The organism is Georgenia daeguensis (assembly GCF_039537705.1).
Taxonomy (GTDB): domain Bacteria; phylum Actinomycetota; class Actinomycetes; order Actinomycetales; family Actinomycetaceae; genus Georgenia; species Georgenia daeguensis.
In genome coordinates, this window is sequence record NZ_BAABBA010000004.1 from 34,854 (window position 1) to 58,470 (window position 23,617).

At 74.6% G+C, this 23,617-nt stretch carries 24 protein-coding genes; 12 read left to right on the plus strand and 12 right to left on the minus strand.

Annotated elements, in window-relative coordinates; all coding sequences use genetic code 11:
• Window positions 1-7 precede the first annotated feature (7 nt).
• Window positions 8-1,711: a phosphoenolpyruvate--protein phosphotransferase gene (gene ptsP / locus ABD774_RS04995; protein ID WP_345038833.1), complete on the minus strand. Its 1,704-nt coding sequence runs from the start codon at window positions 1,709-1,711 to the stop codon at window positions 8-10.
• Window positions 1,712-1,993: 282 nt separating this feature from the next.
• On the opposite strand from ptsP, the gene ABD774_RS05000 reads away from it, so the two are divergent.
• Together ABD774_RS05000 and malQ are read left to right on the plus strand one after the other, a co-directional pair.
• On the plus strand, window positions 1,994-2,224 hold the full coding sequence (locus ABD774_RS05000; protein WP_248257306.1) for a PTS sugar transporter subunit IIB: 231 nt from the start codon (window positions 1,994-1,996) through the stop codon (window positions 2,222-2,224).
• A gap of 94 nt (window positions 2,225-2,318) precedes the next feature.
• Window positions 2,319-4,481: a 4-alpha-glucanotransferase gene (gene malQ / locus ABD774_RS05005; RefSeq protein WP_345038351.1), complete on the plus strand. Its 2,163-nt coding sequence runs from the start codon at window positions 2,319-2,321 to the stop codon at window positions 4,479-4,481.
• Between the two features lie 175 nt (window positions 4,482-4,656).
• On the opposite strand, the gene ABD774_RS05010 is transcribed toward malQ, so the two are convergent.
• On the minus strand, window positions 4,657-6,093 hold the full coding sequence (locus ABD774_RS05010; RefSeq protein WP_345038353.1) for a PTS transporter subunit EIIC: 1,437 nt from the start codon (window positions 6,091-6,093) through the stop codon (window positions 4,657-4,659).
• A gap of 305 nt (window positions 6,094-6,398) precedes the next feature.
• On the opposite strand from ABD774_RS05010, the gene ABD774_RS05015 reads away from it, so the two are divergent.
• Genes ABD774_RS05015 through ABD774_RS05025 form a run of 3 tightly spaced genes read left to right on the plus strand, consistent with a single transcriptional unit; the run spans window position 6,399 to window position 7,758 of the window.
• Entirely contained in the window at window positions 6,399-6,629 is a 231-nt protein-coding gene (locus tag ABD774_RS05015; protein ID WP_043498907.1) for a PTS sugar transporter subunit IIB, read from the plus strand.
• The gene (locus ABD774_RS05020; RefSeq protein WP_345038359.1) at window positions 6,626-7,084 is read left to right on the plus strand and encodes a PTS sugar transporter subunit IIA; all 459 of its coding nucleotides are present in this window, start codon (window positions 6,626-6,628) and stop codon (window positions 7,082-7,084) included. The genes ABD774_RS05015 and ABD774_RS05020 overlap by 4 nt, the downstream gene beginning before the upstream one ends.
• Window positions 7,081-7,758 carry an HAD family hydrolase gene (locus ABD774_RS05025; protein WP_345038361.1) on the plus strand — a complete coding sequence of 226 codons (678 nt, stop codon included), beginning with the start codon at window positions 7,081-7,083 and terminating at the stop codon, window positions 7,756-7,758. Before ABD774_RS05020 ends, ABD774_RS05025 begins: the two co-directional genes overlap by 4 nt.
• Before the next feature lie 269 nt (window positions 7,759-8,027).
• Here the strand turns inward: ABD774_RS05025 and pepN are convergent, their stop codons facing one another.
• Window positions 8,028-10,616 carry an aminopeptidase N gene (gene pepN / locus ABD774_RS05030; protein WP_345038363.1) on the minus strand — a complete coding sequence of 863 codons (2,589 nt, stop codon included), beginning with the start codon at window positions 10,614-10,616 and terminating at the stop codon, window positions 8,028-8,030.
• Between the two features lie 180 nt (window positions 10,617-10,796).
• Between pepN and ABD774_RS05035 the strand changes: the two genes are divergently transcribed.
• Complete coding sequence (locus tag ABD774_RS05035) at window positions 10,797-11,012, plus strand: hypothetical protein (RefSeq protein ID WP_345038365.1); 216 nt, start codon at window positions 10,797-10,799, stop codon at window positions 11,010-11,012.
• A gap of 4 nt (window positions 11,013-11,016) precedes the next feature.
• Here the strand turns inward: ABD774_RS05035 and ABD774_RS05040 are convergent, their stop codons facing one another.
• Window positions 11,017-11,574, minus strand: coding sequence for a GNAT family N-acetyltransferase (locus tag ABD774_RS05040; protein WP_345038367.1), 558 nt, complete (start codon window positions 11,572-11,574; stop codon window positions 11,017-11,019).
• A 92-nt stretch (window positions 11,575-11,666) separates the two neighbouring features.
• Between ABD774_RS05040 and ABD774_RS05045 the strand changes: the two genes are divergently transcribed.
• The 3 genes from ABD774_RS05045 (at window position 11,667) to ABD774_RS05055 (ending at window position 14,233) form a co-directional block, all read left to right on the plus strand.
• Window positions 11,667-12,290, plus strand: coding sequence for a mycothiol-dependent nitroreductase Rv2466c family protein (locus ABD774_RS05045; RefSeq protein WP_345038369.1), 624 nt, complete (start codon window positions 11,667-11,669; stop codon window positions 12,288-12,290).
• Between the two features lie 144 nt (window positions 12,291-12,434).
• Window positions 12,435-13,019: a hypothetical protein gene (locus ABD774_RS05050; protein WP_345038372.1), complete on the plus strand. Its 585-nt coding sequence runs from the start codon at window positions 12,435-12,437 to the stop codon at window positions 13,017-13,019.
• Entirely contained in the window at window positions 13,016-14,233 is a 1,218-nt protein-coding gene (locus tag ABD774_RS05055) for an MFS transporter (protein WP_345038374.1), read from the plus strand. The genes ABD774_RS05050 and ABD774_RS05055 overlap by 4 nt, the downstream gene beginning before the upstream one ends.
• A gap of 24 nt (window positions 14,234-14,257) precedes the next feature.
• On the opposite strand, the gene ABD774_RS05060 is transcribed toward ABD774_RS05055, so the two are convergent.
• Window positions 14,258-16,276 carry a M13 family metallopeptidase gene (locus tag ABD774_RS05060; RefSeq protein ID WP_345038376.1) on the minus strand — a complete coding sequence of 673 codons (2,019 nt, stop codon included), beginning with the start codon at window positions 16,274-16,276 and terminating at the stop codon, window positions 14,258-14,260.
• A gap of 129 nt (window positions 16,277-16,405) precedes the next feature.
• Between ABD774_RS05060 and ABD774_RS05065 the strand changes: the two genes are divergently transcribed.
• Window positions 16,406-16,855, plus strand: a complete 450-nt coding sequence (locus ABD774_RS05065; protein ID WP_345038378.1) for a ribose-5-phosphate isomerase — start codon at window positions 16,406-16,408, stop codon at window positions 16,853-16,855.
• Here ABD774_RS05065 and ABD774_RS05070 read toward each other — a convergent pair.
• On the minus strand, window positions 16,852-18,192 hold the full coding sequence (locus ABD774_RS05070; protein WP_345038381.1) for a GNAT family N-acetyltransferase: 1,341 nt from the start codon (window positions 18,190-18,192) through the stop codon (window positions 16,852-16,854). The two genes, ABD774_RS05065 and ABD774_RS05070, sit on opposite strands and share 4 nt — an antisense overlap.
• A 56-nt stretch (window positions 18,193-18,248) precedes the next feature.
• Window positions 18,249-18,947, minus strand: coding sequence for a hypothetical protein (locus ABD774_RS05075; protein WP_345038383.1), 699 nt, complete (start codon window positions 18,945-18,947; stop codon window positions 18,249-18,251).
• Window positions 18,948-18,968: 21 nt separating this feature from the next.
• Here ABD774_RS05075 and ABD774_RS05080 point away from each other — a divergent pair, with 21 nt between their 5' ends.
• Both ABD774_RS05080 and ABD774_RS05085 read left to right on the plus strand, forming a co-directional pair.
• Window positions 18,969-19,325, plus strand: a complete 357-nt coding sequence (locus tag ABD774_RS05080) for an MGMT family protein (protein WP_345038385.1) — start codon at window positions 18,969-18,971, stop codon at window positions 19,323-19,325.
• Window positions 19,318-20,262 carry an Fpg/Nei family DNA glycosylase gene (locus ABD774_RS05085; RefSeq protein WP_345038388.1) on the plus strand — a complete coding sequence of 315 codons (945 nt, stop codon included), beginning with the start codon at window positions 19,318-19,320 and terminating at the stop codon, window positions 20,260-20,262. The genes ABD774_RS05080 and ABD774_RS05085 overlap by 8 nt, the downstream gene beginning before the upstream one ends.
• Before the next feature lie 114 nt (window positions 20,263-20,376).
• Here ABD774_RS05085 and epsC read toward each other — a convergent pair whose 3' ends face one another.
• From epsC to ABD774_RS05110, 5 genes are all read right to left on the minus strand, one after another.
• Window positions 20,377-20,961: a serine O-acetyltransferase EpsC gene (epsC, locus tag ABD774_RS05090; RefSeq protein WP_345038390.1), complete on the minus strand. Its 585-nt coding sequence runs from the start codon at window positions 20,959-20,961 to the stop codon at window positions 20,377-20,379.
• Between the two features lie 2 nt (window positions 20,962-20,963).
• Window positions 20,964-21,899, minus strand: coding sequence for a cysteine synthase A (cysK, locus tag ABD774_RS05095; protein WP_345038392.1), 936 nt, complete (start codon window positions 21,897-21,899; stop codon window positions 20,964-20,966).
• A 264-nt stretch (window positions 21,900-22,163) separates the two neighbouring features.
• Window positions 22,164-22,979: a DUF1648 domain-containing protein gene (locus ABD774_RS05100; RefSeq protein WP_345038394.1), complete on the minus strand. Its 816-nt coding sequence runs from the start codon at window positions 22,977-22,979 to the stop codon at window positions 22,164-22,166.
• Between the two features lie 17 nt (window positions 22,980-22,996).
• The gene (locus ABD774_RS05105; protein WP_345038396.1) at window positions 22,997-23,251 is read right to left on the minus strand and encodes a DUF1648 domain-containing protein; all 255 of its coding nucleotides are present in this window, start codon (window positions 23,249-23,251) and stop codon (window positions 22,997-22,999) included.
• Complete coding sequence (locus tag ABD774_RS05110; RefSeq protein WP_345038398.1) at window positions 23,248-23,607, minus strand: GntR family transcriptional regulator; 360 nt, start codon at window positions 23,605-23,607, stop codon at window positions 23,248-23,250. Before ABD774_RS05110 ends, ABD774_RS05105 begins: the two co-directional genes overlap by 4 nt.
• Window positions 23,608-23,617 lie beyond the last annotated feature (10 nt).

A 23,617-nucleotide genomic window follows, 5' to 3' on the forward strand; every position in this document is an offset into this window, starting at 1 on the left:
TCATCGCTCACAGCCCGAGGTCCGCGAGAACCGGCAGCCCCTCCCGCACGCGCGCCCGGGCGTCGGCCGCGGACTCGGCGTCGACCGCCGCCCGGGCCAGCCGCCGGCACGTCGCGAGGTCGGTGGCCGCCAGCACGGCGGCCACGTCGGCCAGGGCGCGCGGCGTCATGGACAGCGAGGAGATGCCCAGCCCCACCAGGACGACGGCGAGGGCGGGGTCGGCCGCGGCCTCGCCGCAGACCCCGACGGGCCGGGACTGCTGCGCGCCGCCGAGGCACGTGGACTCCACGAGCCGCAGGACGGCGGGCTGCCACGGGTCGGAGAGCTCGGCGAGGGAGCCCAGGAGCCGGTCGGCGGCCATCGCGTACTGGGTGAGGTCGTTCGTGCCGATCGACGCGAACGAGGCCCGGGCCAGGATCGGCCCGGCGAGGAGCGCCGCGCTCGGCACCTCGACCATGACGCCCGCGGTGCCCAGCCCGTGGCGCTCGCAGGCGGCGACGAAGTCCTCGGTCTCCGCCACGGTCGCGATCATGGGGGCCATGACCCACACGTCCGCGCTGGTCTGCCCGGCGGCGCGGGCGATGGCGGCCAGCTGGTTCTCGAGGACCTCGGGGGCCTTGCGGGCCGTGCGCAGCCCGCGCACGCCGAGGGCCGGGTTGGCCTCCTCGGCGTCGGTGACGAAGGGCAGCGGCTTGTCCGCGCCGGCGTCCAGGGTGCGGACCACGACCTTCTTGCCGGGGAACTGCTCGAGCACGCGCCGGTACTGCTCGGCCTGCTCGTCGACCCCCGGCTCCTCCGTGCGGTCGAGGAAGCAGAACTCGGTGCGGAACAGGCCCACGCCCTGGGCGCCCGCCTCCGCCGCGGCACGGGCGCCGTCGGGGTCCCCGACGTTGGCCAGCAGCGCCACCTCGTGCCCGTCGGCGGTGCGGCCGTGACCGTCGAAGGTGCGCACGACCGTGCGCCGCTCCTCGGCGAGGCGGACCCGCTCGGGGTCGGGGGAGAGCTCGACCGTGCCCGCCCCGCCGTCGACGAGGACGACCTCGCCCTCGGGCAGCGCCGCCGGGGCGCCGGCCAGGCCGACGACGGCCGGGATACCGAGGGCGCGGGCGAGGATCGCGGTGTGCGAGGTGGGCCCGCCCTCGGCGGTGACGATGGCGCGCACGAGCGCCGGGTCGAGCAGCGCGGTGTCGGCCGGGGCGAGGTCGGTGGCCACGAGCACGAACGGCTCGGAACGCTGCGGGACGCCGGGCATCGGCTGCCCGGTGAGCTCGGCGATGATGCGGTTGCGCACGTCGGCGACGTCCTTCGCCCGCTCGGCCATGTACCCGCCCAGCGCCGCGAGCTGCTCGGCCACCTTCCCGGCGGCCTGCCACACCGCCCGCGGCGCCGGCAGGTGCGCCTCGCGCACCAGCGCCGAGGCGCCCTTGACGAGCGTGGGGTCGGCCGCCATCTGCGCCGTCGTCTCGAGCAGCTCGCGGCGCTCGCCCTCGACGGTCGTCGCCGCCTGCTCCAGCGCGCTGCGCACGGCCTCCGCGGCGGCGGCGATGCGGGCCGCCTCCGCCTCGGCCTGCTCCTCCGCGACGGCGGGGCCGGCCGGGGGCTCGCCGGCCGGCGGGCGGACCTGCGCGACGGGGCCCGCGGCGAGACCGGGGCTGACGCCGACGCCGTGCAGCGGCTCGGCCGCGCCGGACGGGGCGCCGGAGGCGGGCATGACGGTGTCCGGGGCGTCCTCGCCCGCGGCCTGGGTGCTCATGGATGCTCCTGTCCTCGGATGCGCCCATCATGCCGCGCCCGGGCCCGCGCGCCCCGCGCACGCGCCGAGAGCTCCCGGCCGGAGCGAGCCGCACGCGTCTGCGTGCGCCGGTCCGGATGCACGCGCCCCCGCGCGCCGATCCGCTGGTGCACCACTTCCGCGCGGGTAGGCTCGGAGGAGGTCGCGGGAACGTGACGAATCCCGCACGCACACCGTCTCAACACTGTTGGAGGAGTTCCGATGAACAAGGCCGAGAGCATCCTGGCCGCCCTGGGAGGTGCGCCGAACGTCGTCGACGTCGAGCCGTGCATCACCCGTCTGCGCGTGGAGGTCCGGGACCCGGCCGTCGTGGGCGAGAGTGACCTCAAGGCCACCGGTGCGTTCGGCGTCGTGCGGGTCGGCCGCGTGGTGCAGATCGTGGTCGGGCCCGAGGCCGACGACCTGGCCGAGGAGATCAGCGCGCTCCTGTAGGCCAGGACCGTCGCGCGGCGCGCCGGCGAGGGCGAGGCCCCCGGCGCCGAACACCTACAGCGGACGTGATCGTCCGTCCCAACCGAGGAGCACCATGACGTCCAGCCCGGCACCGGCCGCGGACACCACCACCCCCTCGCCGGAGCTGCGGCAGCTGGCCGACAGCCTCGGCGTCGCGACCGAGTTCTGGGACTACACCGGACATCACCGGATCGTCTCCGCCGCGACCATCCGCGCCGTGCTGGGCGCGCTCGGGGTGCCCGCGGGCGACGAGGGCCAGGTGCGTGCGGCGCTCGCGGACGTCGAGCTGGCGCCGTGGCGCGCGGTGCTGCCGCCGTCCGTGGTGGTGCGCGAGGGGCGGACGCACGAGCTGGCGGTCCACGTGCCCGACGGGGCCGGCGTCGCCGTCGTCGTCGAGCTCGAGACAGGAGGCACGCTCGAGCTGGAGCAGAGGGACGCCTGGGTGCCGCCGCGTGAGGTGGACGGCGTGCTCGTCGGCCGGGCGACCTTCGTCCTGCCCGCCGACCTGCCCGTGGGCTGGCACGAGCTCGAGGCGCGGGTCGACGGCGGACGCGCCCGCCGCAGCCCGCTCGCCGTCACGCCCGACCGGCTCCCGGACCCGGGAGTCGCCACCTCCCGCGGGTGGGGCCTGATGGCCCAGCTGTACTCGGTGCGCTCGGCCCGCTCGTGGGGGATCGGGGACCTCTCGGACCTGGCGGAGCTGACGAGCTTCTCGGGCGACCTGGGCGCGGACTTCCTGCTCATCAACCCGCTCCACGCCGCCGAGCCGAGCGGTCGTATGACGCCCTCGCCGTACCTGCCGGTCACGCGCCGGTTCGTCAACCCCATCTACATCCGCCCGGAGGAGGTGCGCGAGGCCGCCTACCTCACCGGCCCCCAGCGCGCCCTCGTGGAGTGGGCGGCCGAGGAGGTCCGCGGCACCAACGCCACGAACCAGCCCATCGACCGCGACGCCGCCTGGTCCGCGAAGCGCCAGGCGCTCGAGGTGATCTTCTCGGCGGGCCGCAGCCGGTCCCGCCAGCGTGCCCTCGACCGGTTCCGGGCGGAGGAGGGGCAGGGCCTGGAGGACTTCGCGCTCTGGTGCGCGCTGCACGAGAAGTACGCGAGCACCGGCTGGCCGCAGGAGCTGCAGGACATCCGGTCCCCGTTCGTCGCCCGCGCCCGCCGCGAGCTGGCCGAGCGGGTCGACTTCTACGTGTGGCTCCAGTGGGTCGCGGACGAGCAGCTGGCGCACGCCCAGCAGGTGGCTGTGGAGTCCGGCATGGGTCTCGGGGTGATGCACGACCTCGCCGTCGGCGTCCACCCCGGCGGCGCCGACTCGTGGATCGACCGCGACGCGTTCGCCCAGGGCATCGGGGTGGGCGCGCCGCCGGACATGTACAACCAGCAGGGCCAGAACTGGAGCCAGCCGCCGTGGCGGCCCGACGCCCTGGCCCGCACCGCGTACGCGCCGCTGCGCGAGATGGCCCGCACGGTGCTGCGCCATGCCGGCGCGGTGCGGGTGGACCACATCCTGGGGCTGTTCCGCCTGTGGTGGATCCCGGACGGCATGGGCGCGGGCGAGGGCACGTACGTGCGCTACGACCACGAGGCGATGGTCGGCGTCCTGCTCCTGGAGGCCGCCCGCGCGGGCGCCGCCGTGATCGGCGAGGACCTGGGCACCGTGGAGCCGTGGGTGCGCGACTACCTCGAGGAGCGCGGGGTGCTCGGCACCTCGGTGCTGTGGTTCGAGAAGGACGCCGCCGGGCAGCCGCTCCAGCCGGACGCGTACCGCCGGCTCGTCCTGGCCACCGTCGACACGCACGACCTGCCGCCGGTCGCCGGCTACCTGGCCGAGGAGCACGTGGACCTGCGCGAGCGTCTCGGGCTGCTCACCGAGCCGGTCGAGCACGTGCGCGCGGAGGCCCGCACCGAGCGCCAGCGCATGGTCGACCGCCTGCGCGAGCACGGCCTGGTGGGGGAGAACCCCACCGAGCGTGAGCTGGTGGAGGCCCTGCACGCCTACGTGGTCCGTACCCCGGCGGTGCTGGTGGGCGTCTCGCTCACCGACGCGGTGGGGGAGCGGCGCGCGCAGAACCAGCCGGGCACCGACACCGAGTACCCCAACTGGAAGCTGCCGCTGGCCGACGGCGCGGAGCAGGTCGTCATGGTCGAGGACCTCCCCGGCTCGGCCCGGCTGCTCTCGCTGGTCGCCGCGCTGCGGGCCGCGCTCGGCGACGACGACCGGCTGGCCTGACCCGGCGCGACGAGATCCAGATCCCGCCCGTCACCCATCGGTGATGTCACCTCGTCGGTGAGGCGTCGGCTCCTCGGCGAGGCGTCAGCTTCCCGGTGAGACCGGCGCGAGAACGAGAGCGACCCCCTGTCCCCGAGCTCGTGAGCTCGAGGGCCAGGGGGTCGCCGCGTGAGGGTCAGACGCGCGGCGTCCCGCCGTCGCGCTCGTCACGGCCGAGCTCGGGGACGGCCTTGCCCGTGTCCTCGGCCACGGCACCGGCCGGGTCGCCCCGCCGTGCCGGGCGCTCCTCGGCCGCCCGTGCACCGGTCTTGACCGCGGCCGCGTCCTGCGCCTCGTCGAAGACCGACGGCGCGCCGGAACCGACGTCGCCGTCCTCCTCGCGACCGGGCGTGCGGAGGTTCCACCGCTTGATCGCGAAGCTGAAGATCAGGTAGTAGATCACCGCGTAGCCCAGCCCGATCGGGATGAGCCACAGCGGCATCGTGGCGATGCCGAAGTTCAGCAGGTAGTCGATGGCGCCCGCGGAGAACGTGAACCCGTCCTTGATGCCGATCGCGTTGACCAGGGCCAGGGAGGTGCCGGTCAGGACCGCGTGGACGACGTACAGCGGGAACGCGACGTAGGCGAAGGCGTACTCCAGCGGCTCCGTGATGCCGGTGAGGAAGGCGGTCAGCGCGACGGAGATCATGATGCCGCCGGTGACCTTGCGCCGCTCCGGCTTGGCGTGACGCCAGATCGCCAGTGCCGCGGCGGGCAGGGCGAACATCATGATCGGGAAGAACCCGGTCATGAACGTCCCGGCCGTCGGGTCGCCCGCGAAGAAGCGGAAGAGGTCGCCCTGGGCAACCTGGCCCGTGTCCGGGTTGGTGAACTCGCCGAACTGGAACCACGGCAGGTTGTTGAGCAGGTGGTGCAGGCCGAACGGGATGAGCAGGCGGTTCAGCGTGCCGAAGACGAACCCGCCGATCACGACGTTGCCCTCGTCGGTGACCCACCGGCCGAAGCCGCCGATGACGGCGTCGAAGGCCGGGTAGATCAGCGCGAAGATCACGGCGACGAGCACGGCGACGAAGGCGGTGATGATCGGGACGAGGCGGCGGCCGCCGAAGAACGCCAGGTAGGGCGGAAGCTTGGTGCGGTAGAACCTCTGCCACAGCAGCGCGGCGATGATGCCGATGACGATGCCGCCGAGCACGCCGTAGTTGATGGTCTCCTCGCCCTCCGGCCCGGCGCCGAAGAACGGTGCGAGCGCGTCGAGCACGGCCTGGAAGGTGAGGTAGCCGATGAGGCCGGCCAGCGCCGTCGAGCCGTCGGACTTGCGGGCGAAGCCGATGGCCACGCCGAGGGCGAAGATGATCGGCAGGTTGCCGAACACCGCGTTGCCGGCGGCGGCGAAGACGTCCGCGACGGGCTGGACCCAGCCCATCCCGTTCCAGCTCGCCACGCCCTGCTCGCCGAGCATGTCCGGCTGACCGAAACGCAGGAGCAGGCCGGCGGCGGGCAGCACGGCGATCGGCAGCATGAGCGAGCGGCCCACGCGCTGAGCCTGGGCGAAGCCCGGGATGTGTCTCTTGTTCGTGGTGGCGGGGGTGCCCGCCGCGGTGGTGGTCATCGTCGCTCCAAGGTTCGTCGAGCGGCCCACCTGGCGTGCGCGACGGCGCGCACCGGGACGCTCCGGGATGCGTCCGAACGCCCGTCTCGCAGGGCGATACGGACATGCTGACGCGCACACTGAATCGCCAGCGCCCCGGCGTGTCAAGGAACCGCGCCGCGCCTGGAGTTCGCTTGACACGCGCCTCACCTGCGCGGTCTCATCAGCATGCCGGGCCAGCCGGGTCCGGCGCGGGCGCCCGACGGCGCACGGCGGGGAGTTCCGCCGGCAGGATCACGGTCGATCCGTGACGACAGGAGCTGAAGATGAGCCAGGCGGAGCAGATCCTCGCGGCGCTGGGCGGGGACGCCAACATCCTCGACCTCGAGGCGTGCATCACGCGGCTGCGTGTAGAGGTCGAGGACCCGGCCAAGGTGGACGAGGCCGGGCTGCGCGCCGCGGGCGCCTTCGGTGTGGTGCAGCAGGGCGCGGCGGTCCAGGTCGTCGTCGGTCCCCAGGCGGACACGATCGCCGAGGACATCGAGGACCTGCGGTGACGCTGCGGGTGCTCGCACCCGTCGCCGGCACCGTCCTGGAGCTGAAGGACGTGCCGGACCCCGTCTTCTCCGAGGCGATCGTCGGCCCGGGGATCGCCGTCGACCCCGCGGGTGCGGAGGTCTCCGAGGTCCGCGCCCCCGTGGCGGGGACCATCATGAAGTTCCACCCGCACGCCTTCGTGCTGGTGGCCGAGGGCGGACGCGGCGTGCTCGTGCATCTCGGGCTCGACACGGTCCAGCTCGGCGGCGAGGGCTTCACGCTCCACGCGGCCGAGAAGGACACCGTCGAGGCAGGGCAGCTCCTGGTGACGTGGTCGCCGGAGAAGGTGGCCGCGGGCGGCCGGTCGCCGGTCACGCCCGTCATCGCCCTGGAGGGCACCGCGGAGTCGCTCACCACGGCCGTCGCGCCGGGGGACACGGTCGCCGCCGGCGACGAGCTGTTCACCTGGGCGTGACCCGGGACGGCCTGCGTGGCCGGGTGGACGCCATGCTGCGTTCGCCCGGGTCCGGGCTGCTCCTCGACCTCGACGGCACGTTGGTGGACTCCGAGCCGACCCACCGTGCCGCCTTCGCCACCTACTTCGCCCGGCGCGGCTGGGACGTGCCCGCCGACATGCTGCACTTGTTCGCGGGACGGCGCGGTGCCGAGGTGTTCGCCGGCGTCGAGGGGCCCTGGACCGGCGAGGACCCGATGACGCTCGCCCACGAGGTCATCGCCTGCCTCGACGTCGTGGCCCACCCGCCCGCCCCGGTCGCCGGGGCCGCGGAGGCGATCTCCGGCTGGCACGCGGCCGGGGTGCCGCTCGCCGTCGTCACCTCGGCCACGAACGCCTGGGCGACGGCGGCGCTCGAGCTCCTCGGGGTGGCGGACCTCGGCGTCGCCCTCGTCACCGCCGAGCTGGTCGCCGTCGGCAAGCCCGACCCGGCACCCTACCGGCTGGGCGCGGAGGTGCTCGGGGTGGAGACGGCCGCCTGCGTGGCGGCGGAGGACACCCCGGCGGGCCTGAGCGCCGCGCTGGGGGCCGGCGTGGGGCTGGTGCTCGGCGTCACCACGTCGCACGCCGCCCACGTGCTGCGTGCCGCGGGTGCCCACGACGCGGTCGCGGACCTCACGGCGCTGGTGCCCTGACCGCCGCGCCCGTGGCACCGGCCCCACCAGCCGGTGCAGGTCACACCGGCACCACAACCCGGTGCCAGTGCACCGGCCCCACCAGGCCCTGCGACACCGGCACCACGATCGGCGCTTGAGCGCCGAGAATGCCCTAACTGCCCGATCCGTCGTCGCGACGGGCAGTTAGGGCATGCTCGAGGCCCAGGCCTAGGCCGAGGGCGCCGGTGCCGGGGGCCCGCGCCGAGGGAGGCGGTGCCGGGGCGGCTGGGACGAGAGCCGCCCCGGGGTCAGACGCCTGCCCGGTCGGCCTCCTGGGCGCGGACGGCCCGGCGTGCGGCGTCGAGGTTCTCCACCACCAGGCGGCGCAGGGCGGGCGCCGCGCCGGCGTGGGAGTCCAGCCACTGCTGCGTCAGCTCCACGACGTCCACCCCGTGCTGCGCGGACAGACCGGCCAGCTTGCCCGGGTACAGGCCGATGACGATGTTCTGCGCCATCTCGTTCGTGCGGCCGGACCACACCGGCTCGAGCGCGTCGAAGTAGCGCTGCACGAACGGGACCAGGAGCCCCCGGTCGTGCACCTGCGAGAAGCCGCCGATGACGTTCGACTGCACCGCGTTGGGCAGGGCGTCGGAGTCGACGACGTCCGCCCAGGCCCGCTCCTTGTTCTCCGCCGTCGGGACGGCGGCCCGGGCGCGCGCGGCCTGCTGCTGCCCGGTCGCGGTGGCGTCGCGCCGCAGCTCGTCGTCGATCGCCGGGGCACCCGCCCGCCCGCCGGCGACGAGGCCCTGCAGCAGCGCCCAGCGCAGGTCGGTGTCCACCGCCAGGCCGGGCAGCTCGGCGGCGCCGTCGAGGAGGCCGGCCAGCACGTCCAGGTGCTCGGGTGCGACGGCGTGGGTGGCCAGGGCCCGCACCAGCTGCAGCTGGGTGTCGGAGCCGCCCTCGGCCGCCCGCGCGAGCTCGAGGAGGCGCCCGCTGACGCTGCGGCCGACCTCCTCGCGCCGCTCCGGCGCGACGTAGGAGCCCAGGGCGACGCCCACCTGGCGCAGCAGCACCAGGACGACCGACGAGTCGGTCTCGGTGGCGACCGCGCGCAGCGCGAGGTCGATGAACTGGCGTGCCGACCACTCCCCGTCGCGGGTCATGTCCCACGCGGCAGCGAGGACGAGGGCCCGGGGGAGGGACCCGTCGAACCCGCCCAGGTGCTCCGTGGCCGTCGCGAGCGACTCGGGGTCGAGACGGACCTTGGCGTACGCGAGGTCCTCGTCGTTGACCAGGATCAGGTCGGGCCGTCGGCGGCCGGCGAGCTCGGGGACCTCGGTGCGCCCGCCGTCGACGTCGAGCTCGACGCGGACGGTGCGCTCCAGACGGGCGGCCGGGCCCTCTCCGACGACGTCGTAGCCGCCCACCACGAGCCGGTGCGGCCGCAGGGTGGGGTGCTCGGCCGGGGCCTCCTGCAGGACGGCGAACGAGGCGACGGTGCCGTCGTCGGCGGTCGTGACCTCGGGCCGGAGCAGGGTGACCCCCGCCTCCTCGAGCCAGACCCGCGACCAGGCGGTGAGGTCGCGGCCGGAGGTGGCCTCCAGCTCGACCAGCAGGTCCCGCAGCTCGGTGTTGCCGAACGCGTGCTTGGCGAAGTACCGCTGCACCCCGGCGAGGAACGCGTCGCGGCCCACCCAGGCGACGAGCTGCTTGAGCACGGAGGCGCCCTTGGCGTAGGTGATGCCGTCGAAGTTGACCTCGACGTCCTCGAGGTCGTTGATCGGGGCGACGATCGGGTGGGTGGAGGGCAGCTGGTCCTGGTTGTACGCCCAGGACTTCTCCAGCGAGGAGAAGGTGGTCCACGCGCTCGTCCAGCGGGTGGCCTCCGCGGTCGCGAGGTGCGAGGCGTACTCGGCGAAGGACTCGTTGAGCCACAGGTCGTTCCACCAGCGCATCGTGACGAGGTCGCCGAACCACATGTGCGCGAGCTCGTGCAGGATCGTCACCGCGCGGCGCTCGACCGTTGCCTCGGGGACCTTGGAGCGGAAGACGTAGTTCTCCAGGAACGTCACGGCGCCGACGTTCTCCATCGCGCCGGCGTTGAACTCGGGGACGAAGAGCTGGTCGTACTTCGCGAACGGGTACGGCCGGTCGAACGCCTCCTCGTAGAACGCGAACCCGGCCCGGGTGATGTCCATGATCTCCTCGGCGTCGAGGAACTCGGCCAGCGACGCGCGGCAGTACACGCCCAGCGGGATCGTGCGCCCGTCGCGGGACGTCAGCTCGCCGGTGACCTTGTGGAAGGGGCCGGCGACGATCGCGGTGAGGTAGGACGAGATCACCTCGGTGGGCGCGAAGCGCCAGGTGAGCGAGTCGGCGCCGGGCTCCGCGGCGGGCTCGGGCGCCACGACCGGGGTGTTGGACACGACCGTCCAGTGGGCCGGGGCGGTGACGGTGAAGGCGAACACCGCCTTGAGGTCGGGCTGCTCGAAGACCGCGAAGACGCGGCGGGAGTCCGCCACCTCGAACTGGGAGTAGAGGTAGACCTCGTCGTCGACCGGGTCGACGAAGCGGTGCAGCCCCTCGCCGGTGTTCATGTACCGGCAGGTGGCCTCGACGACGAGCTCGTTGTCCACGGCCAGGTCCGTCAGGGCGATGCGGGCGCCGTCGAAGGCCGCGGTGCCCACCTCGCGGCCGTTCAGCACGATCCGCTCGACGGAGGCGGCGATGAGGTCCACGAACGTGCTCGCGCCCTCGGTCGCCGAGAAGCGGACTGTCGTCGTCGAGCCGAAGACCGCGTCACCGCGGGTCAGGTCCAGGGCGACGTCGTAGGCGGACGTCGCGACGGTGGCGGCCCGTTCCTGGGCCTCGGCGCGGGTGAGGTTCTCTCCGGGCATGGGTCTCCTTGACGCGTGCGTGACGGCCCTTCGGCCGCGGTCTGCTGCGCCCGACGGCGCACCGGCCTCGATCCTGCCACCAGGGTGCCGCGCGGGCCGACCTGATTGCCCGCGGTTGCGGGCCTGCCGGGCCGGGGACACGCTGGGGCCAGCCGAGCCCCGCACAGCAGGAGGACCGACATGCACCACGAGACCCCGCGCGAGACCGCCGACCGTGCCAAGGAGCTGGCCGACGCCGCCGCCGAGAACCTCGAGCACACCCGTCCCGACGACGAGGACCTCGCCGAGGCGGACGTCGATGCCGCGAACCGCCCGGGCGTGCCCGACCACCACGAGCGCCTCGACCCTGAGGGGCCGGGGGAGGACCTCGTCGGACCCGGGTCGCCGATGCCGTGACGGGTCAGCGCGGCACCGGCACGGTCCGCTCCTGCCGGATCTCCTCGGTGCGGTAGACCTGCAGGCCCCTCGCCCGGTAGTTGCCGAGAGCACGGGGGCTGTCGAGGCTGCAGGTGTGCACCCACACCCGCCGGGCCGGCGGCAGGGCGGGCCAGCGCCCGGGCAGCGTCCACGCCTGCCGCAGGACGTCGGCGAGCACGTGGCCGCCGATCCCGCGCCCGACGAGCTCGGGCACCAGACCGAAGTACTCGATCTCGACGTCGGTGGCGCCCGCATCTTCCGCCGCCACGCCGCCGAGCTCCGCGTAGCCGGCGACCTCGCCGTCGACCCGGACCAGCCACGTCTCCCGGCCCGGGGCGGCGAGCCAGGCGCGCCACTCCTCCCGGGACCACGGCAGGCGGTCGGTCCACTGCCAGTCCCCGCCGACGGTGGCGTAGAGGCCGCGGTTGAGGTCGGGGTCGGGCTCCGTGACGCGCACCAGCTCGAACGCCGGGCGCGGGGACGACGGCGGAGCGAGCATGGCCGGGTCGGTCATGTGCAGGTAGGTGACGGTGACGCGCACCCCGTCATTCCAGCACGGCGCCCGGGGGAGCGGCCTGCCGCTGTGCCGGACCCCACAGGAAACTGGCCCCCGCTCGTCCGTACGATGGCAGCATGACCGAGACCACCACCGCTCCCGCGACCGCCGACTTCTGGTTCGACCCCATGTGCCCGTGGGCGTGGATGACGTCCCGCTGGATGAGCGAGGTCGAGAAGGTCCGCGACGTCACGGTGCGCTGGCACGTCATGAGCCTGTCGGTGCTCAACGAGGGCCGTGACCTGCCGGAGGACTACGCCGCCCTGATGGAGCGGGCCTGGGGCCCGGTCCGGGTGGTCAACGCCGCCCGCGAGCACCACGGCGAGGAGGTCCTCAAGCCCCTGTACGACGCGCTGGGGACGCGCATCCACCCCGGCGGACGCGGTGACGACCTCGCCGCGGTCATCGACGAGGCGCTCGCCGAGGTCGGCCTGCCGGCCGAGCTCGCCCGCTTCGCGGCGTCGGACGAGCTGGACGAGTCCCTGCGCGCCTCTCACCAGGAGGCGCTCGACCTCGTCGGCGACGACGTCGGCACCCCGGTGGTCGCCGTCGACGGCGTGGGCTTCTTCGGCCCCGTCGTCACGCCGGCCCCGAAGGGGGAGGCGGCCGGCCGGCTGTGGGACGGGGCGCTGCTCGTGTCCTCCACCCCCGGCTTCTACGAGATGAAGCGCACGCGCACCGCGGGGCCGATCTTCGACTGAGGCGCCCCTCGCGGACGCCCGCCCCCGGTCCGGGGGCGATGACGTAACGTGTCCGCGCCCCGGTGACCCGGGTGCGCCGGGCCGGACCCGAGGAACTGGCGCCCTGCAGCGTGGGCGCCCGGAACGACGACGGAGGAGCAGCAGATGGCCCAGGCACCGAGCAGGCTGAGCGGCGGCGAGCGCGCGGTCGTCGTGATCTCCCTCGTGCTCGTGGTCGCCTTCGCCGTCCTGCTCACGCTGCGCCTCACCGGCAACGCGGACCCCGGACGGGCCTCCGCGACGGCGGCCGCCCCGGCGCCGTCGGACCCGGCGGCCACGGTCACCGCGAGCGAGGCCCCCACCGAGGCGGCCGGCGAGGACCTCAGCGAGGTGACCTGGGACTTCGTCAGCCCGACCGGCAACATCGCCTGCGCCGTCGACACCGAGCGCGCCCTGTGCGGCATCGCCTCCTTCGAGTACGCCGACCAGATCCCCGCCGCGGTGGTCAATGCCTGCGAGGGCACGGTCGGACACTTCCTGCAGGTCACCGCCGAGGGGTCCTCCCTGGTGTGCGACACCTCCGGCCAGGCCCTGACGATCGACTCCGCCGGCGTGCCCGCCCTCGGCTACGGCAAGGAGGAGAGCGCGGACGGCTTCACGTGCGCCTCGGACGAGACCGGCATGTCCTGCCGCCACGACGAGAGCGGCTACTCCTTCTCGGTGCGGCGAGCCGCCTACGACCTCGCGTGAGCGCCTCCGCGCTCACCGGCGTCCTCAGGCCCCGCCCGCTCACCCTCGCCCTCCTGGGCATGGCGGTGGGCAGCTTTGCGATCGGCACCACCGAGTTCGCCACGATGGGGCTGCTGCCGCAGGTCGCCGAGACGTTCGGCGCAACCATCCCCGAGGCGGGGCACCTCGTCTCGGCCTACGCGCTGGGGGTGGTCGTCGGCGCGCCGTTGATCGTCCTCGTCACCTCCCGGGTGCCGCGGACCGGCCTGCTCGTGGCGCTCGCCCTGGCGCTCGCGGTCGGCAACGCCCTGTCCGCCCTCGCGCCGACCCTGCCGACGGCGCTCCTCGCGCGCTTCCTCGCCGGCGTCCCGCACGGTGCCTACTTCGGCATCGCCGCCGTGGTCGCCTCGGCGGTGTCCCCGCCGCAGCGCCGCGCCCGCTCCGTCTCGCTGGTGATGATCGGCCTGACCGTCGCGACGATGCTCGGCGTGCCGCTCTCGACGGCGATGGGCCAGGCCTGGGGCTGGCGTTCGCTGTACTGGCTCGTCGCCGTGGTCGCGGTCGTGGCGGCGGCCGCCATCTGGCGCTGGGTCCCGCCGGTGCCCGTGCGAGCCGGGGCGACGGCGCGGCGCGAGCTCACGGCACTGCGCTCCCTGCAGCTGTGGCTGGCTGTGGGGACGGGGGCGATCGGCTTCGGCGGGATGTTCGCCGTGTACAGCTACATCACCCCGACGATGACCGAGGTCGCCGGCCTGGCGCCCACCCACGTGACCTGGGTGCTGTTCGTCTTCGGCGTCGGGATGACCCTGGGCACGCTGGTCGGGGGGCGCCTCGCGGACCGGACCGTGCACGGCGCGATCGTCACGGGCCTGGCCGCCATGGCCGTGACGCTCGCGGCGTTCGGCGCGCTGGTGCGAGGGCCGGTCAGCGCCGTGCTGCTCGTCGGGCTCGTGTCGGTCGCCAGCCAGTTCATCGGACCGGCGTTGCAGACCCGCCTGCTGGACGTCTCCCGGGAGGGGCCCTCGCTCGGCGCCGCGCTGCACCACAGCGCGCTCAACGTCGGCAACGCGCTGGGCGCCTGGGTGGGCGGGCTCGTCATCGCCGCCGGGCTCGGCTACCTGGCCCCCGCGTGGGCGGGCGCGGTCCTGGCGCTGGCAGGCCTGGCGATCGCGCTGCTCGCCTTGGCGCTCGAGCGCCGCTCCGGCGTGCCGGGGCCGTCGACCAGGATCGGCTGACGGCCCGCCCACCCAGCTGCCGCGTCACCAGATGCGCACGCGCTCCTCGGGCGGCAGGTAGAGCGCGTCGCCGGGCCGGACGTCGAACGCCTCGTGGAAGTCGTCCATGTTCCGCACGACCCCGTTGCAGCGGAACTCCGCCGGGGAGTGGGGGTCGATGCTCAGGAGCAGGATCGCGTCGGCGTCCCGGGACTTCGAGCGCCAGATCCGCCCCCACGAGTGGAACACCCGCTGCAGGCCGGTCAGGCCGTCCACGACGGGCGCGTCGGCCACGCCGCCCAGCCCGCCCTGGCGCAGCGCGATGTCGTAGGCCTTGATCGCGATGGAGAGCCCGCCCAGGTCGCCGATGTTCTCGCCGATCGTGAGGGCACCGTTGACGTGGTGGCTGCCGTCGAGCTGTGCGGGGGAGTAGGCGTCGTACTGACCGATGAGCGCCTTGGTGCGCTTCTCGAACTCAGCACGGTCCTCCGGCGTCCACCAGTCGGTGAGCCGGCCGGTGCCGTCGTACTTCGATCCCTGGTCGTCGAAGCCGTGCCCGATCTCGTGGCCGATCACGGCGCCGATGCCGCCGTAGTTCCAGGCGTCGTCGGCCTCGGGGTCGAAGAACGGGGGCTGGAGGATGGCCGCCGGGAAGACGATCTCGTTCATCGTCGGGTTGTAGTAGGCGTTGACCATCTGCGGCGGCATGAACCACTCGTCGCCGTCCATCGGCCTGCCGAGCTTGTCCAGGTCACGACGCTCCTCGAACAGGTTCGCGGCGCGCACGTTGCCGAGGAGGTCCTGCGGGTCGATCTCCAGCGCGGTGTAGTCGCGCCACTTGTCCGGGTAGCCGATCTTGGGCGTGAACGCCTCGAGCTTGGCGAGCGCGCGCGTCCTCGTCTCCTCGCCCATCCAGTCCAGCGCGGAGATCGACTGCCGGTAGGCCGCGATGAGGTTGTCGACGAGGCGCTGCATGGCGGCCTTGTGCTCGGGCGGGAAGTGCGCCGCCACGTACAGCTCGCCGACGGCCTCGCCGAGCGCGCTCTCGACGAGCGCGACGCCGCGCTTCCACCGGTCCCGGAGCTCCTCCGCGCCGGTGAGGGTCCGGCCGTAGAAGTCGAAGTTCTCGTCGACGAACGCGGCGGGCAGGTACGGGGCGCGCGCGTGCACCACCTGCCAGGTCAGCCACATCCGCAGCGAGTCCACGTCGAGCGAGTCCCACGCGCGGGCGAAGTCCGTGAAGTAGGACGGCATGGCGACGATGAGGCGGTCGAACGCGCTCTGCGGCACGCCGGTGGACTCGCGCCACAGGTCCCAGTCGAACCCGGGGGCCGAGGCCACGACCTCCTCCCAGCTCATCGGGTTGTTGATCTGGTCGGCCTCGCGGGCCCGGACCTTGTCCCAGTGCCCGGCTGCCAGCGCGGTCTCGACCTTCATCACGCGCTCGGCCGCCCCCATCGCCTCGTCCTCGGTCACCAGACCGGTGAGGGCCAGCATGCCGGCGACGTGCGCGACGTACGCCGTCCGGGTCTCGGCGTGGGCGTCCTCGCGGTAGTAGGACTCGTCGGGCAGGCCGAGCCCGGACTGGACGAAGAAGACGACGTAGCGCTCCGGGTCGTTCAGGTCGGTGTCCACCCCGTACCCGACGGCGCCGGTGACGCCGGTGGGCTGCAGCGCGCCCATCGCCCGCGTCAGCGCCTCCTTGTCGAGAGCCGCGGTGAGGAGGTCCAGGTCGGCGCGCAGCGGCCCGGTGCCCAGTGTCTCGATCCGTTCGGTCGCCATGAATGAGGAGTAGAGGTCCCCGATCTTGCGGGCGTTGTCGGGGTTCCCGCCCCCGGCGTCGCCGGCCGCGGCCGCCTCGATGATCGCCCGCACACGCACCTCGCTGAGGTCGCGAAGCGCGTGGAAGGAACCGTCCCGTGACCGGTCCGCCGGGATGACGTGCTTGGCCAGCCAGGTGCCGTTGACGTGCCGGTAGAGGTCGTCCTGCACGCGCACGGAGGTGTCCATCGCCTCCTGGTCGGTCATGGCCGGAGTGGTCTCACTCACGTTCGTCGTGGTCATCCTCCGACCCTACGGCAGGGTGCCGACAGCCGCGGAGCGGACCGGACCGTCGTCGGCCGCAGAGGCGCCCGGGGGCGCCTCCGTGGTCGCTGCGGCGCGCGGCCCGTCGGTATTGGCACAATGACCGCCATGCGCATCCACATCGCCGCGGACCACGCGGGATTCGAGCTCAAGACCGTCCTCGTCGAGCACCTCACGGCGGCGGGCCACGACGTCGTCGACCACGGCGCCCCCGGGTACGACGCCACGGACGACTACCCGCCGGTGTGCTTCGACGCCGGCAGAGCGGTCGTCGCCGAGCCCGGCTCCCTCGGCATCGTCCTGGGCGGTTCGGGCAACGGCGAGCAGATCGCCGCCAACAAGGTGCCCGGCGTGCGGGCCGCGCTCGCCTGGAACACCGACACGGCCACGCTCGCCCGCGCGCACAACGACGCCAACGTCATCGCGATCGGCGCGCGCCAGCACTCGGTCGACGAGGCGATCTCGCTGGTGGAGGCGTTCCTGGCCGAGCCGTTCTCGGGGGACGCCCGCCACCAGCGCCGCATCGACCTCATCAGCGCCTTCGAGAGCGGGCGCTAGAAGCCCCAGCTCATCGCCGGGGCCAGGGGCCAGCCGAACGCCGTCGACGCCGCGGCGAGCGAGCCCGGCACGTGCTCGGTGACCTGGCCCGCCCCGGCCAGCGCCGCGAGCGACGTCCCGCCCAGGTACGCCGACGCCAGCGCGGCCACGTCCAGCGCCAGGTGCGCCGGGGTGCCGGTCCGCTCCGCCGTCGCCGCGGAGGGCGAGCCGCGCAGGTGCCACCGGCCCGCGTTGGCGCCGAGCAGGTCGTCGTGGACCTCGAGGACCACGTCGACATCGGCGGCGTAGCGGCGTCCGGCCAGCGCGGCGCCCACCTCGAGCAGCCTCAGCCAGACGCCGTCGTGCAGACGCACCTGGGCCCCGCGAAGGTCGGTGAGCAGGTGCAGCAGCGCGTCGTCGACGGCGAGCCGGCCGGTGTGCACGCTCGCCATCAGGTCGAGGTCGGTGAGCGTGCCCCACAGGGCCCGCGCGGCCGCGGCGTCCAACGCCACGTGCTCGCGCAGCTTCACCGTCCCCTCCGGCTGGCCCGCGTCCGACCACGACTCCTTGCGCCGGAACAGGGCGTAGCCGCGCGGCTCGCCGGCGGTCGTGCGCACGATCGCGATACGCATGCTCTCGGCGTCCTTCCGGGCGCCGGGCCAGTCCACGAGGTGACCCGCGCGCAGCGCGGCGGAGCGCCGGAGGATCCAGCCCGGGCGGTCGACGGCGGCGTGGACACCCTCGAGCAGCTCACCATGGCGTCCGGGATCGAGCCGGTCGAGCTCGACGACGAGGTCCTGAGCACCCGGCACGTCGCGCAGCGCGGCCCCGCGGCCCACCTTGGCGGTGGCGTGCTGCGTGGCGACGCCGTAGCCGTACCGGCCGTAGATGCCGGTCTCGGCGGCGTAGAGGGCGGAGACCACCTCACCGCGCCGCGCCGAGCGCACGAGGTGGGCGGTCATCATCGCGCGGGCGAGGCCGCGGCGCCGGTGCCCGGGGTGGACGCCGACCCAGGTCAGGCCGGCGGTGGGCAGGCGCGCGCCGCCGGGGACGGGCAGCTCGAACGCGAAGGAGGAGTGCACGGCGGCGAGGCGGCGCGCGGACGCGTCCCGCTCGTCCCAGACCCCCACGGTGCGGCCGGGCTCGAGCTCCCACACGGCTGCGGCCTCGTCCTCGGGGGAGAGCTCGTAGGCGAAGGCCCACCGGTCGACGTCGATGACCGCGGCACGGTCCGCGACGTCGTCGAGCTCGGCGAGACGGTAGCCGGCGGGCAGCGCCGGGACCTCCGGCAGGCCCGGGACGGGGGCCGGCGGGGCGGCGGGGGCGTGGGTGACCGTCGTGGTCACGGGTTGGGTCATGGCCCCAGCGTGGCAGGGCCGCTCGCCGCAGGGCGAGGATTTTTCCCCGTTCGCCCCTAGCGCGGGAGGGAGGCCGTGCGGGCCGCGAGGAGGACGGCGAGGGGGACGAGGACGACGACGGTGGCGGGCACCACGGCCAGCAGCGCCACGGCCGCGGCGACGAGGCCCCCCTGGACCAGCCAGCGGCGCACCCCGCCCGGGGCGTCGACGCCCCGTTCGGCGACCGCGCGGGCACGCGCGTGCTCACCGGCGTCGCCGGGCGTGAGCAGCAGGGCCCGCCACGAGCGGGCCCGCACGAGCGCGGCGACCGCGCCCGCGGCCAGCCACGTCGCACCGGCGGCGAGGGCGCCCGTCCGTCCGCCCGCGAGCAGCGCGACGGCGAGGGCGGCGAGCGGCGTCAGGCCCGCCGACACCAGGGCCGCTGTGACCACGGCGCGGGTCTCGGAGGTCCGCCGTCGGGCGGTGCCCGCGACGACGAGGGCGAGCGCGGTGACGAGGACCCAGCCCAGCGCGGTCAGGCCGACGGCGGTCAGCGCGTGGGCGGCACCGCCGACCGCGGTGGCCAGCACCGCGGTGACGACGAGAAGGACAGCGGCGACCACGGCCATGCGGATCGCGCCCGCGCGGGCCCGCGTGCGGGAGGACTCCACGAGGGCCTTGACGTCGAGGTGCTCGTGGGGGACGGAGTCGTCGCAGTGCTCGCACCGGTAGGAGTGGGCGGTGGGCTCGGGGACGTCGGTGGTGTGCGCGGTCATCGTGCTTGCGATGATACGGGGGTGAACCAGGACCGGACGGAGCTCGCGGAGCTCGTGCTCGACGTCGCCGACCAGGTGCCGCCCGGGGCGGTGACCACGTACGGCCTCGTCGCGGAGGCGGTCCGGGCCCTCACCGGGCACGGCCACCCCCGCCATGTGGGATCCGTCATGGCCGCCTTCGGGGGCGAGGTGCCGTGGTGGCGGGTGGTCCGCGCCGACGGCACGCTCCCGCGCCAGCTCCGCGAGCGGGCCCTGGAGCACTACCGCGCCGAGGGCACGCCGCTGACGCCGCTCGTCCCGGTGCGGGTCGATCTCGAGCGTGCGCTGTGGGACGCCCCCTCGCGCTGGCAGGCACCCGTGGCGGGCCCCCGTGCCTGAGGGGCACACCGTCCACCGCCTCGCGCACGCCTTCCGCGAGCTCTTCGGCGGGCACCGGCTGTCCGTGAGCTCGCCGCAGGGCCGGTTCGCCGCGGGCGCCGCCCTGCTGGACGGCCACGTCCTGACCGCGACCGAGGCGCACGGCAAGCAGCTGTTCCTCGCGTTCTCGCCCGACGGTGCGGGCGGTCACGGTCCCGGCGGCGACGGCGTCCGCTGGCTGCGTGTCCACCTCGGCCTGTACGGGTCGTGGACCTTCGCGGGGGACGCGAGCTTCACCGCCCCGCACGCGATCGGGGCGCCGCGCCGTCGGGTCTCCGAGGAGGAGACGGCGCTCGCGGAGCAGCCGGGCAACGGCGTGGCGGCCGGCCTGTGGTACCCGCCCGAGCCGCGGGGCGCGGTCCGGGTGCGGCTGCGCGGCGAGCACGGGGTCGCCGACCTCACCGGCCCCACGGCGTGCGAGGTGGTCACCGCCGGAGAGAAGGAGGCCGTCCACGCCCGCCTGGGGCCGGACCCGCTGCGGCCCGACGGCGACCCGGCGGCCTTCGTCGCGGGCGTGCGGGCGCGCCGGCGGGCGGTGGGCGAGCTGCTGATGGACCAGAGCGTCATCGCCGGGGTGGGGAACATCTACCGGGCCGAGGCGCTGTACCGGGCCCGGCTGCACCCGCTGCGCCTCGGGCGGGACACGCCGGCCGCGCGGCTGCGCGGCATCTGGTCGGACCTCGTCGATCTCATGGGGGACGGGGTCGCCACCGGCCGGATCGTCACCACGAGGCCCGAGCACCGGCGCGACCAGGACGATCGGTGGTACGTCTACCACCGGGCGGGCACCCCGTGCCTGGTGTGCGGGACCCGGGTGGCGGAGTCCGAGATGCAGGGCCGGCGGCTGTTCTGGTGCCCGCGGTGCCAGCGGGCGCCGCGCCCGGCCGACCGGGCGTAACGCTGACCGGGCGGCCCCCACACGGGCCGCCCCAGCCCCGGCGCAGCGCCCGGCCGCGCCGCGCCCGGCGGGACCCGCAGCCGGGCCGGCGCGGCGCCCGTGGCCGCGGGTCGGTCAGATGTAGACCGCCGGGTCGGCCCAGGGGTCGGCGACCACCGCGGGCGCCGGGCGCGGACGGGCGGGCACGCCGACGGCCACCGCGCCGGGCGGCACGTCCTTGACCACCACGGCGTTCGCGCCGACCTTGGCGTCGGAGCCGATGTGCACCGGCCCGAGCACCTTCGCCCCGGCGCCGATCGTGACCCGGTCCCCGACGGTCGGGTGGCGCTTGCCCCGGCTCATGGACGTCCCGCCGAGCGTGGTGCCGTGGAACATCACGACGTCCTCGCCCACCTCGGCGGTCTCGCCGATCACCACTCCCATGCCGTGGTCGATGAAGAGCCGGCGGCCGAGGACCGCGGCCGGGTGGATCTCGATGCCGGTGGCGGCCCGCGCGACCTGCGAGATCAGTCGCGCGGGCAGCCGGAGCATCGGGTTCGCGTGCCACACGCGGTGCGCCAGCCGGTGCGCCCACAGCGCGTGCACGCCGGGGTAGGCCAGCGCGACCTCCACCAGGGTGCGCGCCGCCGGGTCCCGGCGGCGCGCAGCCTGCAGGTCCTCCAGCAGCAGCTGGCGGAATGGCAGGCGGGAGTCGTGCACGGTCAGTCGACCAGGCCCTCGAAGAGGATCGTCGAGAGGTAGCGCTCCCCGAAGGACGGGATGATCACGACGATGGTCTTGCCGTCGAACTCGGGCCGCTTCGCCACCTGGACCGCGGCGGCGAGGGCCGCGCCGGAGGACAGGCCGACGAGCAGGCCCTCCTCGGTGGCGGCACGGCGGGCCCACTGCACGGAGGTCTCGGCGTCGATGTCGATGACCTCGTCGTAGACCTTGGTGTCCAGGATCTCCGGGACGAAGTTCGCGCCGATGCCCTGGATCTTGTGCGGACCGGGCTGACCGCCGTTGAGGATGGGCGACTCCGCGGGCTCGACGGCGAACATCTTCACCTCCGGCCGGCGCTCCTTGAGCACCTGGCCGACACCGGTGATGGTGCCGCCCGTGCCGATGCCGGCGACGACGGCGTCGACCTGCCCGTCGGTGTCGTTCCAGATCTCCTCCGCGGTGGTCCTGCGGTGGATCTCCGGGTTGGCCTCGTTGGCGAACTGGCGGGCGAGCACGGCGCCCGGGCGCTCGGCGGCGATCTCCTCGGCCCTCTCGACGGCGCCCCGCATGCCGTCGGCCGGCTCCGTCAGGACGAGCTCGGCACCGAAGGCCCGCAGGAGCGCCCGGCGCTCCTTGCTCATCGAGGACGGCATGGTGAGCACGACCTTGTAGCCGCGCGCCGCGCCCACCATCGCGAGGGCGATGCCGGTGTTGCCCGAGGTGGCCTCGACGATCGTGCCGCCCGCGGTCAGCTGCCCCGACCGCTCGGCGGCGTCGACGATGGAGACGCCGATGCGGTCCTTGACGGAGCTCGCGGGGTTGTAGAACTCGAGCTTGGCGAGCACGGTGGCGCCCGCGCCGTCGGTGATCTTGTTCAGGCGCACGAGCGGGGTGCGCCCGATGAGCTCGGTGACGTCCTGGTAGATGGTGGCCATGTGTTCTTCTCTCCTTGGGTGGTGGGAGACGTGCAGGGGTCCGTCGCCCGGCGGTTTGCCGGCGGGGTGAGCGCCTGGCATGCGGTCGTGGCCGCACGCTTGAGCCGGGCGCTCTAGCGACAGGGGCGGCAGCACGGACAGCACGGGTGGACGGGGAGCGTCGAGCTCACGGCGTCGTCCTCTCTGTGCGGTACCGGCGATCTTGAAGCCTCAATCACACTATCGCGTGGGGAGCGTCACACGCACCCGGGTCCGACGTCCGTCTCAGCGGGCGGTCGGGGTCATGCCGTCCGGGTCGCGTCGGCCCGGCCGCCCGTCCGCCCGTCCGGGGTCCGGCTCCTTCGTGCCGGCCGTTTCGCGGGCGCGCTCGGCGAAGGTGTTGAGCAGCGCGGCCCCGGTCGCCGCGTCGTCGACCGTGACCACGAACCGACGGCCCCCGGAGCGGTCCACGGCGATCGACTCACCCGCGCGGACCACGACGCCGACCGTCCCGTCCACGGCCGTGCGCAGGCCCCAGCCCCCGAACTCCCTGGAGGGGGAGACCCGACGCGTGGAGGCCTCGACGACCTCGTGGGCCGGCACATGCTGGTGCGGCCAGCCGAGCGCACCCCGTACGGTCAGGCCGCTCGCGTCCACTCGCACCTGCCACATCAGCATGGTCACCAGGAGTGCGAGCACCGCGAGCATCACCAGGGCGACGAACCAGCTCGCGGCGACGACCGCGATCCAGGCGGAGAGCCCGACGTACACGGCCAGCCCCACGCCGCCCCACCGCCGGAGCAGGGCGTCCGGCCCGGCCGTGCGGATCCACACCGCCCGCTCGGTCGCCGCGAGCGGGGTGCGCGAGGCGGTGGCGGGGACCGGAGCGGTGGCGGGCAGGTCCGGGTCCGGCCCGGCGAGCGACCCCGCGACGACACCCACGAGCACGGCCGCTACGACGGTGAGCGTCAGACCCAGGTCCGGCGTCTCGGCCGCGCTGGCGTCCGGGACGTCGACCTGGGCGCCGACCATCGTGACCAGGAGACCGCCGAAGAGGACTGCCGTGCCCGACGCCAGGCCCAGCACCGTTCGCCGGGTCACCGCCGTCCGGCCGACCCTCAGGGAGAGAACCGCCAGCACGACGAGGCTGATCCCGCCGACACGCCGGTCACGGTGACCAGATCGGCGACGGAGCCGAAGCGGTCCGCGACCCCGCCGGTTCCCCAGTGCAGCGCCACGCGATCGGGCAGGCGCGGCAGCCAGGAGGCCACGAGCGCCCAGGCGGCGGCGGTGACGACCAGTGGAACCACCACGCCCAGCAGCAGTGCGCGTGTGCGGTGGGGGAGCGGCGGGCGTGGGGCGTCGGCGGTCATCGGTTCTCCTCGGGTCGGTCGATCATGGCGGCGACCGCGCTGAGCGGCAGTCCGAGGCGTCCCGCCTCGCGGCGGACCTCCTCGATCGCCCCGCCCAGCCGGTCGTACTGCTCGGTGGCTCGGGCCGTGACGACGGCGCCGCGCCCCCGTCGGAGCTCCACCAGACCTTCGTCGCGCAGCACCTGGTACGCGTGGAGCACCGTGTGCTGGTTGATCTCCAGGGAGGCGGCGAGATCGCGCGCGGCGGGCAGTCGTTCGCCGCTGCGCAGCTCGCCGTCCACGACCGCCACCCGGATCTGGACCGCCAGCTGTTCGAAGAGCGGCCGGGGGGAAGCTGGGTCGACGCGGAGGAGCATGAACCGACCA